General features: G+C 67.9%; 15 protein-coding genes and 1 pseudogene. 12 read left to right on the top strand and 4 right to left on the bottom strand.

Annotated elements, in window-relative coordinates:
• Positions 1 to 15: 15 nt before the first annotated feature.
• On the bottom strand, positions 16 to 933 hold the full coding sequence (gene kdgD, locus GT347_RS22840; protein ID WP_160554375.1) for a 5-dehydro-4-deoxyglucarate dehydratase: 918 nt from the start codon (positions 931 to 933) through the stop codon (positions 16 to 18).
• Positions 934 to 1,065: 132 nt separating this feature from the next.
• Positions 1,066 to 1,875 (bottom strand): FadR/GntR family transcriptional regulator, encoded by an 810-nt coding sequence (locus GT347_RS22835; protein ID WP_160554374.1) that lies wholly within the window; start codon positions 1,873 to 1,875, stop codon positions 1,066 to 1,068.
• Between the two features lie 143 nt (positions 1,876 to 2,018).
• Here GT347_RS22835 and garD point away from each other — a divergent pair, with 143 nt between their 5' ends.
• The 11 genes and pseudogenes from garD to GT347_RS27700 all read left to right on the top strand — a co-directional run bounded on the left by garD (position 2,019) and on the right by GT347_RS27700 (position 10,529).
• A complete protein-coding gene (garD, locus tag GT347_RS22830) occupies positions 2,019 to 3,626 on the top strand; it encodes a galactarate dehydratase (protein ID WP_160554373.1) in 1,608 nt (535 codons plus the stop codon).
• A 153-nt stretch (positions 3,627 to 3,779) separates the two neighbouring features.
• Positions 3,780 to 4,751, top strand: a complete 972-nt coding sequence (locus tag GT347_RS22825; protein ID WP_160554372.1) for a Bug family tripartite tricarboxylate transporter substrate binding protein — start codon at positions 3,780 to 3,782, stop codon at positions 4,749 to 4,751.
• Positions 4,752 to 4,789: 38 nt separating this feature from the next.
• The gene (locus GT347_RS22820; protein WP_160554371.1) at positions 4,790 to 6,235 is read left to right on the top strand and encodes an aldehyde dehydrogenase family protein; all 1,446 of its coding nucleotides are present in this window, start codon (positions 4,790 to 4,792) and stop codon (positions 6,233 to 6,235) included.
• A gap of 19 nt (positions 6,236 to 6,254) precedes the next feature.
• Entirely contained in the window at positions 6,255 to 6,623 is a 369-nt protein-coding gene (locus GT347_RS22815; protein ID WP_160554370.1) for a 5-carboxymethyl-2-hydroxymuconate Delta-isomerase, read from the top strand.
• Between the two features lie 32 nt (positions 6,624 to 6,655).
• A complete protein-coding gene (locus GT347_RS22810; protein WP_160554369.1) occupies positions 6,656 to 7,402 on the top strand; it encodes a HipA family kinase in 747 nt (248 codons plus the stop codon).
• Positions 7,399 to 8,229 carry a DUF3037 domain-containing protein gene (locus GT347_RS22805; protein ID WP_160554368.1) on the top strand — a complete coding sequence of 277 codons (831 nt, stop codon included), beginning with the start codon at positions 7,399 to 7,401 and terminating at the stop codon, positions 8,227 to 8,229. The genes GT347_RS22810 and GT347_RS22805 overlap by 4 nt, the downstream gene beginning before the upstream one ends.
• A 66-nt stretch (positions 8,230 to 8,295) precedes the next feature.
• Positions 8,296 to 8,904, top strand: coding sequence for an aminoacyl-tRNA hydrolase (gene pth, locus GT347_RS22800; RefSeq protein ID WP_160554367.1), 609 nt, complete (start codon positions 8,296 to 8,298; stop codon positions 8,902 to 8,904).
• Between the two features lie 91 nt (positions 8,905 to 8,995).
• On the top strand, positions 8,996 to 9,376 hold the full coding sequence (locus tag GT347_RS22795) for a COG4315 family predicted lipoprotein (RefSeq protein ID WP_160554366.1): 381 nt from the start codon (positions 8,996 to 8,998) through the stop codon (positions 9,374 to 9,376).
• 80 nt (positions 9,377 to 9,456) lie between these two features.
• Positions 9,457 to 9,756 (top strand): hypothetical protein, encoded by a 300-nt coding sequence (locus GT347_RS22790; RefSeq protein ID WP_160554365.1) that lies wholly within the window; start codon positions 9,457 to 9,459, stop codon positions 9,754 to 9,756.
• Between the two features lie 44 nt (positions 9,757 to 9,800).
• Positions 9,801 to 10,151, top strand: a pseudogene (locus tag GT347_RS27705) (FKBP-type peptidyl-prolyl cis-trans isomerase); the annotation flags it as partial.
• Positions 10,143 to 10,529, top strand: a complete 387-nt coding sequence (locus GT347_RS27700; RefSeq protein ID WP_229722941.1) for an FKBP-type peptidyl-prolyl cis-trans isomerase — start codon at positions 10,143 to 10,145, stop codon at positions 10,527 to 10,529. The pseudogene GT347_RS27705 and the gene GT347_RS27700, both read left to right, overlap by 9 nt.
• Here GT347_RS27700 and GT347_RS22780 read toward each other — a convergent pair.
• Together GT347_RS22780 and GT347_RS22775 are read right to left on the bottom strand one after the other, a co-directional pair.
• A complete protein-coding gene (locus tag GT347_RS22780; RefSeq protein ID WP_160554363.1) occupies positions 10,522 to 12,633 on the bottom strand; it encodes a VC_2705 family sodium/solute symporter in 2,112 nt (703 codons plus the stop codon). The genes GT347_RS27700 and GT347_RS22780 overlap by 8 nt on opposite strands.
• Positions 12,587 to 12,880, bottom strand: coding sequence for a sodium/substrate symporter small subunit (locus GT347_RS22775; protein WP_160554362.1), 294 nt, complete (start codon positions 12,878 to 12,880; stop codon positions 12,587 to 12,589). The genes GT347_RS22780 and GT347_RS22775 overlap by 47 nt, the downstream gene beginning before the upstream one ends.
• A gap of 146 nt (positions 12,881 to 13,026) precedes the next feature.
• Between GT347_RS22775 and GT347_RS22770 the strand changes: the two genes are divergently transcribed.
• The gene (locus tag GT347_RS22770; RefSeq protein WP_160554361.1) at positions 13,027 to 13,428 is read left to right on the top strand and encodes a hypothetical protein; all 402 of its coding nucleotides are present in this window, start codon (positions 13,027 to 13,029) and stop codon (positions 13,426 to 13,428) included.
• Positions 13,429 to 13,431 lie beyond the last annotated feature (3 nt).

Raw genomic sequence — 13,431 nt, 5'->3', positions numbered from 1 at the left:
GGGCTGGCGGCGGGCTTATTGAGGACCGAGGGTTTCGATCAGGGCCTTGAGTTCTTCGAACTCGGCGGGCTTCAGATCGCTCAGCGGCGGGCGCACCGGGCCGGCGCCATGGCCGACGATGGTGCAGCCGGCCTTGACGATAGACACCGCATAACCCGGCGCCTTGTTGCGGATGTCCAGGTAGGGCATGAAGAAGTTCTTCAGCAGGCGGTGCTGGGTGGCCAGGTCGTCGGTGCGCACGGCCTCGTAGAACTCGATCGCGGTCTTGGGGATGAAGTTGAAGACGGCGGAGGAATACACCGGCGTGCCCAGCGCCTTGTAGGCCGCGGCATAGACCTCGGCGGTCGGCAGGCCGCCCAGGTAGCTGAAGCGGTCGCCCATGGCCTGGTAGACGGACACCATGAACTCGATGTCGCCCACGCCGTCCTTGAAGCCGACCAGGTTGGGGCAGGCATCGGCCAGGCGCTTCAGGGTGGCGGGCTGGTACTTGGCCTGGGCGCGGTTGTAGATGATCACGCCGAACTTCACGCTGTCGCAGATCGCCTTGACGTGCTGGTACAGGCCTTCCTGGCTGGCTTCGGTCAGGTAGTGCGGCATCAGCAGGATGCCGTGGGCGCCGGCCTTCTCGGCGGCTTGCGCGTACTGGATGGTCTGGCGGGTGGAGCCGCCGGCGCCGGCGATGATGGGCACGGTGCCGCGGCAGGTGTCGACCGCCGTCTTGATCACGTCCGGATATTCCTCGGGCGAGAGCGAGAAGAACTCGCCCGTGCCGCCGGCCGCGAACAGCGCGGTGGCGCCGTAGGGGCCAAGCCACTCCAGGCGCTTGACGTAGCTGGCCTTGTCGAAATCGCCGTTGGCGGTGAAGTCGGTGACCGGGAAGGACAGCAGGCCGGAGCCCATGATGGACTTGAGTTCTTGGGGCGAAAAGCTCATGGTGTGTCTACTTTGGATGGCAGGTGGTAAGAAAGCGGAGCCGGCAGCCGGCCCTAGAGATCAGTCATCGTACAACCAAAACCCGGACGACGTCCAGCTTTCCGAAGCAGGGAAATCCCGGGTGAGCCGGCCTCAGCCCGGGTTGCCCGCCGAAGCCTGCGCCGCCGCCCTCGCCCGCAGCAGGCGCTCGCGGCTGTTGGTCAGGTGCACCCGCATGGCGGCGCGGGCCGATTCGGCGTCGCCCCGGGCGATGGCGGCGTAGATCTCGTCGTGCTCGCGGTTGACCCGCTGCAGGTAGTGCGACTGGTCCTCGCGCGGGATGCGGGTGGCGGTGATGCGGGTGCGCGGAATGATGGTCTGGCCCAGGTGGTCCAGGATGTCGGCGAAATAGCGGTTGCCGGTGGCGCGGGCGATGGCCAGGTGGAAGCGGAAGTCCGGCCCCACCGTGTCGCTGCCGGCCGCCACGGCGGCGGCGAAGGCTTCCAGCGCGTCGCGCATGTCGGCCAGGTCCTGGTCGCTGCGACGGCCGGAGGCCAGGCCGGCCGACTCGGTCTCCAGGCTGATGCGCAGCTCCAGCACCGCGATCGCGTCGATGGAATTGCCCATGTCGGCCGGATCCAGCCGGAAGATGCCGCCCGGCCGCACCGCCAGCACGAAAGTGCCGATGCCGTGCCGCGTCTCCACAAGACCCGCCGCCTGCAGCTTGGACAGCGCCTCGCGCACCACCGTCCGGCTCACCCCGAAGTTCTGCATGATGGCCGACTCGGTCGGCAGCTTGTCGCCGGGCTTGAGCATCTGGCCGCGGATGCGCGCGCTGAAATCCTCCACCAGGCCATGCGCCAGGCCGCGCGAACGCGGCCGCGGCAGGGCGGCTGAAGCGGCGGCGGGCGCCGCGGAGCCAAGCTCCTGGGACGGCGAAATCTCGGTTGACGGGCTGACCATCGCCTGATGATAATGCGGCCGATCGTTGTACGACAACATACGACAGACAACAAAAACCCGAGACAAACCCCAGGGCCCACCGGACTACCGCCGCTGTGCTTCCATCGTGGGCCCAGCCAAACGAAGAGCCACCGCTCCACGCCATGAACGCCATCGTTTCCCCCGTACGCCCGCCGCATGCGATTCGCATGCATGCGAATGACAACGTTGCCATCGTCGCCAACGACGGCGGCCTGGATGCCGGCGCGGTGCTGCCCGACGGCACCCGGCTGGTCGAACGTGTGCCCCAGGGCCACAAGGTGGCCACCACCGACCTGCCGACCGGCACCGCCGTGCGGCGCTACAACGTGGTGATCGGTCACACCACCCGGGACCTGCCCGCCGGCAGCTGGGTGCACGAACGGGTGCTCGACATGCCCGAGGCCCGCTCGCTCGAAGGCCTGCCGCTGAGCACCGTGGCCGCGCCCGACAGCTCGCCGCTGGAGGGCTACACCTTCGAAGGCTTCCGCAACCCGGACGGCACGGTCGGCACCCGCAACATCCTGGCCATCACCCAGACGGTGCAGTGCGTGGCCGGCGTGACCGAATACGCCATCGAGCGCATCAAGAAGGAACTGCTGCCGCGCTTTCCCAACGTGGACGACGTGGTCGCCCTGGAGCACGGCTACGGCTGCGGCGTGGCCATCGACGCGCCGGACGCCAAGATCCCGATCCGCACCCTGCGCAACATCAGCCTGAACCCCAATTTCGGCGGCGAGGTGATGCTGGTCAGCCTGGGCTGCGAGAAGCTGCAGCCCGAGCGCCTGATGCCGCCCGGCACCATCCCCCTGATCGACGAACGCAACGTGGCCGACGTGGGCGCCAGCGCCGAAGCAAAACTCGACGTGGTCTGCCTGCAGGACGACGAGCATGTGGGCTTCATGTCCATGGTCGAACACATCATGCGGCAGGCAGAGGAACACCTGGAGCGCCTGAACGCCCGCCAGCGCCAGACCTGCCCGGCCGCCGACCTGATCGTGGGTGTGCAGTGCGGCGGCAGCGATGCCTTCTCCGGCGCCACCGCCAATCCGGCCGTGGGTTTCTGCACCGACCTGCTGGTGCGGGCCGGCGCCACGGTGATGTTCTCGGAAGTGACCGAGGTGCGCGACGGCATCGACCAGCTCACCTCGCGCGCCAGCAGCCCCGAGGTGGCCGAGGCCATGATCCGCGAGATGGCCTGGTACGACGCCTACCTGCAGCGCGGCTCGGCCGACCGCAGCGCCAACACCACGCCGGGCAACAAGAAGGGCGGGCTCTCCAACATCGTGGAGAAGGCCATGGGCTCCATCATCAAGTCGGGCAGCTCGGCCATCAGCGGCGTGCTTTCGCCCGGCCAGCGCCTGCGCGGCGAAGGTATCCAGAAGGGCCTGGTCTACGCCGCCACGCCCGCCAGCGATTTCATCTGCGGCACGCTGCAATTGGCGGCCGGCATGAACCTGCATGTCTTCACCACCGGCCGCGGCACGCCCTACGGCCTGGCCGAGGTGCCGGTCATCAAGGTGGCCACCCGCACCGACCTGGCGCGGCGCTGGCACGACCTGATGGACATCAACGCCGGCCGCATCGCCGACGGCGAGGCCACCATCGAGGAGCTGGGCTGGGAAATGTTCCGCTTCATGCTCGACGTGGCCAGCGGGCGCAAGAAGACCTGGGCCGAGCATTGGAAATTGCACAACCAATTGGTGCTGTTCAACCCGGCACCGGTCACTTGACTCGCCCCCAGGCTCCGCACTTCGTGTCTTCGCCAACCCCCTACCGGGGGCGCCTTGCGGCTCGGCGAAGCCTCGCGGCTTCGGCCCTGGAATCCGCGGCTCGCTGCGCCTCGCCAGAGTTCCTGATTCTTTAATTTTCATACGGAGACAACCATGAATCGTCGCAACGCACTTCAAGCCGCCATCGCGGCCATCACCGCCGCCGCCCTCCCCGCCTTCGCGCAGGACGGCTGGCCCAGCAAGCCCATCACCTATGTCGTGCCCTTCCCCACCGGCGGCACCACCGACATCCTGGCCCGCCTGATCGGCCAGAAGCTGGGCGCCGTGCTGAACACCACCTTCGTGGTGGACAACCGCGGCGGCGCCGGCGGCAGCATCGGCTCCGAGCTGGCCGCGCGTGCGGCACCCGATGGCTACACCATCGTCGGCGGCACGGTCAGCTCGCATGCGATCAACGTCAGCCTCTATCCCAAGCTGGGCTATGACCCGATCAAGTCCTTCACGCCGGTGGTGCTGATCGGCGCCAACCCGGTGGTGCTGGTGGTGGGCGAGAAGAGCCCGTACAAGTCCCTGAAGGACGTGATCGCCGCGGCCAAGGCCAAGCCGGATTCGGTCACTTCCGCCTCGGCCGGCAACGGCACCTCGCAGCACATGACGCTGGAACTGCTGGGCTACAAGGCCGGCGCCAAGTTCGTGCACGTGCCCTACAAGGGTTCCGGCCCCGCGATCCAGGACGTGATCGCCGGCCAGGTCGACATGATGTTCGACACCACCGTGGTGGCCGGCGCCCACATCCAGTCGGGCAAGCTGCGCGCCCTGGCCGTCAGCTCCGCCAAACGCATCGACTCCCTGCCCGACGTGCCCACCGTGGCCGAGACGCTGCCGGGCTTCGAGGTGCTGTCCTGGCAGGGCATCTTCGCGCCGGCCGGCACGCCCAAGGCCATCGTGGACCGGCTCAACACCGAGATCCTGAAGATCCTCGCCACGCCCGAGATGCAGGAGCGCCTGAAATCGCTGGGCATGCAGCCCTCCACCTTCACGCCGGCCCAGTTCGCCGACTTCCAGAAGGCCGAAGTCGCCAAGTGGGCCCAGGTGGTCAAGGCCACCGGCATCAAACTCGAATAAGCCGCATCCCTTTTATCGTCTCTTTCTGATCGGTCCCCATGGAACACCTGAACCTCATCGCCGGCGAGTGGAAAGCCGGCATCGCGCTCTCGCCCAACCGCAACCCGTCCAACCTCGCCGACGTGATCGGCCAGTACACGCAGGGCGATGCCTCGCATGTGGACGAGGCCGTGGCCGCCGCCCGCGCCGCCTTCCCCGCCTGGTCCACCGGCGGCATCCAGGCGCGCAGCGACGCGCTGGACAAGATCGCCACCGAGATCCTCGCCCGCCGCGAGGAGCTGGGCACGCTGCTGGCCCGCGAGGAAGGCAAGACCAAGGCCGAAGGCATAGGCGAAGCCACCCGCGCCGGCCAGATCTTCAAGTTCTTCGCCGGCGAATGCCTGCGCCTGTCGGGCGAGACCGTGCCTTCGGTGCGCCCGGGCATCGGCGTGGAGATCACCCGCGAGCCGGTCGGCGTGGTCGGCCTGGTCACGCCCTGGAACTTCCCGATCGCCATTCCCGCCTGGAAGATCGCCCCGGCCCTGGCCTTCGGCAACTGCGTGGTCCTGAAGCCCGCCGACCTGGTGCCGGGCTGCGCCTGGGCGCTGGCCGAGATCATCAGCCGCAGCGGCATCCCCGCCGGCGTGTTCAACCTGGTGATGGGCCGCGGCAGCGTGATCGGCGATGCGCTGGTGAAGCACCCCGGCATCGACGCGATCAGCTTCACCGGCTCGGTCGGCGTGGGCCGTCGCCTGGCGGCGCTGGCGCTGGAAGGCGGCAAGAAGGTTCAGCTGGAGATGGGCGGCAAGAACCCGCAGGTGGTGCTGGACGACGCCGATTTGGCCCAGGCGGTGGAGCTGTGCGCCCAGTCGGCCTTCTATTCCACCGGCCAGCGCTGCACCGCGTCGAGCCGGCTGATCGTCACCCAGGGCATCCACGACCGGTTCGTCGAGGCGTTGGCCGCGCGCATGGCCAAGATCAAGGTCGGCGATGCGCTGACCGCCGGCACCGACATGGGCCCGGTCTCCAGCCAGAGCCAGCTGGAGCAGGACCTGAGTTATGTGGAGATCGCCAAGTCCGAGGGCGCACGCCTGGTGGCCGGCGGCGAGCGCATCGCCTGCCACACCGGCAGCGGCAACGAAGGCTTCTTCATGGCGCCCGCCCTGTTCGCCGACAGCACCTCCGGCATGCGCATCAACCGCGAGGAGGTCTTCGGCCCGGTCGCCAGCGTGATCCGCGTGAAGGACTACGAAGAGGCCCTGGCCACGGCCAATGACACCGAGTTCGGCCTCTCGGCCGGCATCGCCACCACCAGCCTGAAGTACGCCACGCACTTCAAGCGCCACAGCCAGGCCGGCATGGTGATGGTCAACCTGCCCACGGCCGGTGTCGACTACCACGTGCCCTTCGGCGGCCGCAAGGGCAGCAGCTACGGCCCGCGGGAACAGGGAAAATACGCGCAGGAATTCTTCACCATCGTGAAGACCGCGTACACCCTGGCCTGACCGCCACCGAGGATTGCCCATGCCCCACCTGACCATCGAATACTCGCGCAACCTGGAGGCCGGCTTCGCGCTGGCCGAGACCCTGCGCGAGGTCAACGCCACCCTGGTGGCCAGCGGCCAGATCCGCAACGAGCCCGACCTCAAGTCGCGCATCGTGCCGCTGGACGAGACGGTGGTGGGCACGGGCCTGGGCGATCGCGGCTTCGTCTACTGCCTGCTGCGGCTCCTGCCCGGCCGCAGCGACGCGGTCAAGGCCGAGATGAGCGAACGCATCGCCGTGGTGATGCGCAAACGCATCCCGCAGCCGGCCGGCATGATGGTGCAGCTGAGCGTGGAGGTGATCGAGATGCATGCGCCTTCCTATGTGAAGGAAGTGCTGGCGGCCTGAGCGGCCCGAAGGCCGGGGTACATTCCGGCCGAATGCTTACCGATCAGCCTGCCGTCGTCATCGAAGAGGTCCTGGGCCGCGCCACTCAGGGCATCACCGAGCCTTTCATCTGCAGGGGCGACGACGGTTGCATCTACTACGTCAAAGGCTTGAGCGCCGGGCGGCGCAGTCTGATATGCGAATGGGTGGCGGGCCATCTGGCGGTGGCTCTCGGGCTTCCGGTGGCGCCCTTCGTCCTGGCGGATGTTCCAAGCCCATTGGTGAACATCAGGTTCCGGTCCGACATTCACCAGCTCGGCACCGGCCTCGTGTTCGCATCCCGCCGCCTGCCCTTCGCTCAGGAGTTGAATCTCACGACCCGCGGCATGGTCTCGCATGCAATGGCAACAGACGTGCTGGTTTTCGACTGGTGGGTACGCAACGAAGACCGCAAACTCACAGCCATGGGAGGCAATCCCAATTTGCTCTGGAATGCGCAGGACGCCACCCTGGCCGTCATCGATCACAACCAGGCATTTGACCGCCATTTCAATGCGACGGACTTCCTGTCCACGCACGTTTTCGCGCCATGGTGGAACGCGGTGTACGCCGATCACGACCTTCGCGCCCACTACCGCCAACGACTCAAAGGTGCCCTGGGTAATCTGGATTCCGTGCGTGCTAGCATTCCTTCGACTTGGTGGCATGCCGGCCCCGACGTTCCCGCCGACGTGGATTGGCACGAAATTTCGGCATGCCTCGAGCGCGCTCTCCAGGAAGACTTCTGGAACCTCCCATGAACAGGCTCCCCTGCCAATACGCACTCCTGCGATTTCGCCCTTTCGTTGAAACGGGTGAGTTCGCCAACGTGGGTGTGGTGCTGATCGCACCGCAGGCTCGGTACTTCGGCTTTCGACTGCTCAAGCGCGTGGGACGGATCACGCATTTCTTCCACCAGCTCGATCGAAGAATCTACCTGGATGCACGCGAAATGATGGAGAAGGAACTGCGTCGCTTCAAGGACGAGCTGGATCGAACAGCATTCGTGACGCAGGCCGCGCCGGCCCCCCTGGCGGACCTTCTTTTCAGCGAGCTCACCCGGACTCGTGATGCGATGCTGCAGTTCGATGAGCCACGAATGCTGCTGGCCCATGATCCAGCCGAGAAACTGGACGATCTGTTCGACTGCTACGTTGAACGAAATTTCGCTGGCAGGGAGTATCAGGAGCGCTTGCTGGAAACCGCGATGCGCAAGCTGCTTGTGCGCGCGGAGCTGGGCCCGCTGTACCGGCCGGGGAAATTGGGAACTGCCGACTTCACCGTCAATTTCCCTTTTGTCCGCACGGTTCGGGGTGAGGTAGACAGAGTCATCAAACCGCTTTATCTCGGACAGGACGAACCGACCAAGCTTCTGACACACGGAGGCCAGTGGGTCGACAGGATCCGCCGCCTTCGCAAACGCGGCGCCCTGCCGGAGAAGGTACTGTTCACGGTCTTTGCACCTGCAGCCCATACGCCGCCCTACCTGGCTTTCGAGGAGATCCGAGACGATCTGCGCAATGCAGCCGTGGCGGTCGTCGCCGATGGCGACGACACCGCGATCCTCGATTTCGCGACTCAGGCCTGAGCGCATCCGGGGCAGCGTGCTAAATTCCGCGGCCTTTTTTCGCCGCAGCCACCGCACCCGTTCCCCATGATCAAACTCTTCGTCGGCCTGGGCAACCCAGGCCCGGAATACGAGGCCACCCGCCACAACGCCGGCTTCTGGTGGATAGACGCCCTGGCGCGCCAGCTCGGCGTGAACATGGCGGTGGAAAAGGGCTACTGGGGCCTGGCGGGCCGCACCACCATCGCCGGCAAGCCGGTCTGGCTGCTGGAGCCGCTGACCTTCATGAACGCCTCGGGCAAGTCGGTGGCGGCGCTCGCCAAGTTCTTCAAGATCGCGCCGCAGGAGATCCTGGTGGCGCACGACGAACTCGACATCGCCCCCGGCCAGGCCAAGCTCAAGAAGGGCGGCGGCCATGCCGGCCACAACGGCCTGCGCGACATCCACGCACAGCTGGGCAGCCCCGACTACTGGCGCCTGCGCCTGGGCGTGGGCCATCCGGGCAACCGCGACGAGGTCATCCACTGGGTGCTGAAGAAACCCTCGCAGGACGACCGCATCGCCATCGAGCAGACCATGGACCGCAGCCTGGCCGCCGTGCCCGCCCTGCTGGCCGGCGACATGGACAAGGCCACGCAGCTGATCCACACCGCCGAGCCGCCGCGGCCCAAGCCGCCGCGCCCGGCCGGCGTCTGACGTTTTTTTGATAGCGGCGCGGGAATAAACGCGGCGGCTGCCGCGTCCATGCAGGGCGACTTCCTCGCTTCACCCTGACTGGAGAATTTCCATGCAAAAACGTCTCGCCGCCCTCGCCGCCTCCCTGGTTCTCACCGCCCTGGCCGGCTGCGCCTCCATGCAGCCGGGCTCGGGCCCTGTGAAGGTCTCCAACGGCATGCTGGTCGATGCCCAGGGCATGACGCTCTACACCTTCGACCGCGACGCCGCCGGCAAGAGCGCCTGCAACGGCCCCTGCGTGGCCATGTGGCCGCCGGTCATGGCCGCGGCCGATGCCAAGACCATGAGCGAGTTCACCGTGGTCAAGCGCGACGACGGCGCTGGCCAGTGGGCCTACAAGGGCAAGCCGGTCTACCGCTTCAAGGACGACATGGCGGTGGGCGATACCAAGGGCGAGAACTTCCGCGGCGTCTGGCACATCGCACGTCCGTGAGTCCACGCTGACCACGATTCCTCACACAAGTCACACGCGCGGCGCATCCACGGCCGCCTGAGCACCGTAAATGCGGGGTGATGAACGCCCCGTACGACGATGACCGGTCGCGGCTCGTCGATCTCGCGCAGCTCTTCCAGGACCAATCCCAGCCGCGCCGGCAGCTCGCCGGCGATGCGCTGGCTTTCGTGCGCCTGGCCTATATCGCCCGCGGCGTGCTCGACCGGGCGCTGGGCGCCGGCAACGTCCATTCCGCCCGGCTTGCGGAGCTGTGCGATTCGCTGGAAGGCCGGCATGGATCCGCGATCGCCGAGCGCTACGGCGCTGCTGCCGCCGTGCTGCGGGCCGCCGCGCTGGAGCGCCTGCTGCGGGTCCCATAATCGATGGTTTTGCAGCCCCCAGCCTTTACCGAGGAGACCCATCCATGGCTTTCACCACCACCGCCTCCGGCCTGCAGTTCGAGGACACCGAGACCGGCACCGGCACCGAAGCCACCCGTGGCGCCAATGTCGCCGTGCACTACACCGGCTGGCTCTACGAGAACGGCGTGCAGGGCCAGAAGTTCGACTCCAGCCTGGACCGCCGCTCGCCCTTCGAATTCAGCCTCGGCGCCGGCATGGTGATCAAGGGCTGGGACGAAGGCGTGCAGGGCATGAAGGTCGGCGGCAAACGCACGCTGATCATTCCGTCGGACCTCGGCTACGGTGCACGCGGCGCCGGCGGCGTGATCCCGGCCAATGCCACGCTGAAGTTCGATGTCGAGCTGCTGGAAGTCGAGTCCGACGAGGACGAGGACGAAGGCTCGGACGGCACCACCTCCGGCCTGCTGATCGAGGACATCCTGGTCGGCTCCGGCGCCGAAGCCACCCGCGGCACCAATGTGCAGGTGCACTACACCGGCTGGCTCTACGAGAACGGCGAGCAGGGCAAGAAGTTCGACTCCAGCCTGGACCGCAACGACCCCTTCGAATTCCCGCTGGGCGGCGGCATGGTCATCCAGGGCTGGGACGAAGGCGTGCAGGGCATGAAGGTGGGCGGCAAGCGCACCCTGATCATCCCGCCGAAGATGGGCTATGGCGCACGCGGCGCCGGCGGTGTGATCCCGCCGAACGCCACGCTAAAGTTCGACGTGGAGCTGCTGGCGATCAACTGATCGGCGCATCGCCCGGCCGGCGCGCCGGCCGCAGCAGGCTCACCAGCACCGCCGCGGCCAGCCCGGCCGGCACGCCGAACACGCCGGCCGACACCGGCTGTATGCCCCACCACAGCGGCGCCTGCGCCGCCAGCCCCAGCAGGCCGCGCAGGCTGCTGCTGTGGTCCAGCATGTAATACACCGTCACGCCCAGGCCGGCCAGCATGCCGGCCACGGCGCCCGCCGGGCTGGCGCGGCGCCAGAACAGGCCCAGCAGCATCACCGGCACGAAGGCCGAGCCGGCCAGCGAGAACGAGGCCGAGACCAGCGACAGGATCTCGGCCGAACGCACCGCCGCGGCCACCGCCGCCAGCATGGCCACGGCCAGCAGCGCGAACTTGCCCAGGATCACCCGCTGCTCGGGCGTGAGCGGCCGCCGCACCTCGGGCAGGGCGATGTCGCGCACCAGGGCGTTGCTGATGGTCAGCAGCAGGCCGTCGGCGGTCGACAAGGCCGCCGCCAGCCCACCCGCCGCCACCAGGCCGGACACCACATAAGGCAGCCCCGCCAGCTCGGGCGCGGCCAGCATGATCACATCGGCGCCCAGGCGCAGCTCGCCGAACTGCAGGATGCCGTCCCCGTTGATGTCCTCGATCGCCACCAGCGCCGGGTCCACCCTCGCCCACTGCGCGATCCAGTCCGGCAGGCTGCCGAAGCTGCTGCCGGCCAGGTGCTGCATCACCTCGAACTTCACCATCGCCGCCAGGGCCGGCGCGCCCGAATACAGCACCGCGATGAAGACCAGCGACCAGGCCACCGAGCTGCGCGCCGCGGCCACGCTGGGCACGGTGTAGTACCGCGTCAGCAGATGCGGCAGGCCGGCGGTGCCCACCATCAGGCAGAACATCAGCGCCAGGAAATTGCGGCGCGACAGTTCGAAGGCCTCCCGCTCGGCCGGCGTGCCTTCGGGGTCACCCGCGTAGGGCGTGGCATGCGATGGCAGGCCGCCGAGGGCGTGGGCGCGTTCGCTGTCCTCGCGCTGGGCCTTGGTCCAGCGCTCGCGGGCGTCCTGCGCGTCGCGCGGCAGCTGCGACAGGGCGCGGCTGGCGACGACGATCTCGCCCACGTCCGCATGGCGCGCCCGCATCGCGCGGATGTGCTCCTGCGCCGCCTCGCGGTCGCGCGCCAGGGCGGCGTCCACATCGCGCAGGCGTTCGGCCCAGCCCTGGGCGCGTTCGCGGTAGAGGCCGGCCACCTGCTGCTCGGCGGGGTCCTGGCGCAGCTGGTCTTCCAGCGCGGCGATCTTGCGCATCTGCGTGCCGTAGACCAGCGGCGCCAGCGGATTGCCGAACTGCTGCCAGGCCAGCCAGGACACCGGGATCAGGAAGGCCAGCAGCAGCACCACGTACTGCGAGACCTGCGTCCAGGTGATGGCCCGCATGCCGCCCAGGAAGGAGCACAGCAGCACGCCGCCCAGGCCCAGCATGATGCCGATCTCGAACTGCACTCCCGTCAGCCGCGAGGCGATCAGGCCCACGCCGTAGATCTGCGCCACCACATAGGTGAAGGAGCACAGCACCGCCGCGCCCGCCGCGATGCGCCGGGGCCAGCGGCCGCCGAAACGCAGCTGGAAATAATCCGGCACCGTGTAGAGCCGCAGCGCCCGCAGCTGCGGCGCGATCAGGATGGCCACCAGGCAGAAGCCGCCGGTCCAGCCCAGCAGATAGGCCAGCCCGCCGGCCTGCCCCGGTGTGCCGGAGAAGCCCTGCAGGTAGAGCGCGCCCGGCAGGCTGATGAAGGAGGCCGCGCTCATCCAGTCGGCCGCCGAGGCCATGCCGTTGTACATCGGCGGGATGCGGCGGCCGGCGACGTAATACTCCTCCGGATCCGAGGTACGGCCCCAGACACCGATGGCCGCATACACCATCACCGTGGAGAACAGGAAGATCGGCCCTATCCACTGCCGCGCCAGCCCCGCATGCTCGGCCGCCGCCAGCAGGCCGAGGAAGAGCAGCACACCCGCCACATAGGCGGCCAGGATCCAGTGCAGCCCGCGGAGATAGGCGCGGCCGGAGGTCTCAGGCACCGGGCCCTGCCCCGGCGCCTGCTTGCTGCGCCCGGGCATCCCGGCGGTTGAACACGATGGCGTTGAGCACCACGAGCACGATGAACACGATCAGCAGTCCCTGCCCGGCCAGGGCATAGGCCAGCGGCTGCCCGCCCTGCCCGTCGCCGGGCAGCGCCCGGGCGAACCAGCAGGTGCCGAAGGCGGCCGCGGCCCAGACGGCCAGCAGCAGGATGCGCAGCCCGCCCAGCCGGTGGATCCGGACGGGGCCGGCTTCGGATGGAGATTCGGTCACGCTGATCGTCATGTCCGGATCATCGCAGCGCGGCCCGGCCCGGGCTCCTGGGGTTTGCCGCATGAAGGGCCGACGAAAGGCGGTCCGATTGATCCAGTATCACGTGATATTTGCTGACTTTTCTCCGTCGCGGTCCGCATCCGTCCTAAGGTCTCCCCATGTCGAGCAAGCTTGCACGTCCCGAGGCCAAGACCTTCTCAGAGCGCTTTCGCAAAGCGCTGGCGGCGGCCGGCGTGCCGCAATCCCCCACGGTCATCGCCCATGAATTCAACCTGCGTTACTGGGGCAAGAGCGTCTCGCTCTATGCGGTGCGCAACTGGCTGCTAGGGCAATCCATGCCGACCCAGGACAAGCTGCGCGCCCTCGCGATCTGGCTGGACGTGTCTCCCCACGAACTGCGTTTCGGCCCCGAGGCCAGCCCGGTCACCCTGGTCCGCGAGGCCGAGACGCTGGAGCCGGCGATGAGCGCCGCCGACCGCGCGATGCTGGCGCGCTACCTGCAGCTCGATGCGCGGCAACGCAAGCTGATCTGCGATCTGGTGGCCGAGTTCAAGGACTGACGA

This window comes from Xylophilus rhododendri (assembly GCF_009906855.1).
Classification (GTDB): Bacteria; Pseudomonadota; Gammaproteobacteria; order Burkholderiales; family Burkholderiaceae_C; genus Xylophilus; species Xylophilus rhododendri.
This window is presented reverse-complemented; position numbering and strand designations above follow the sequence as displayed.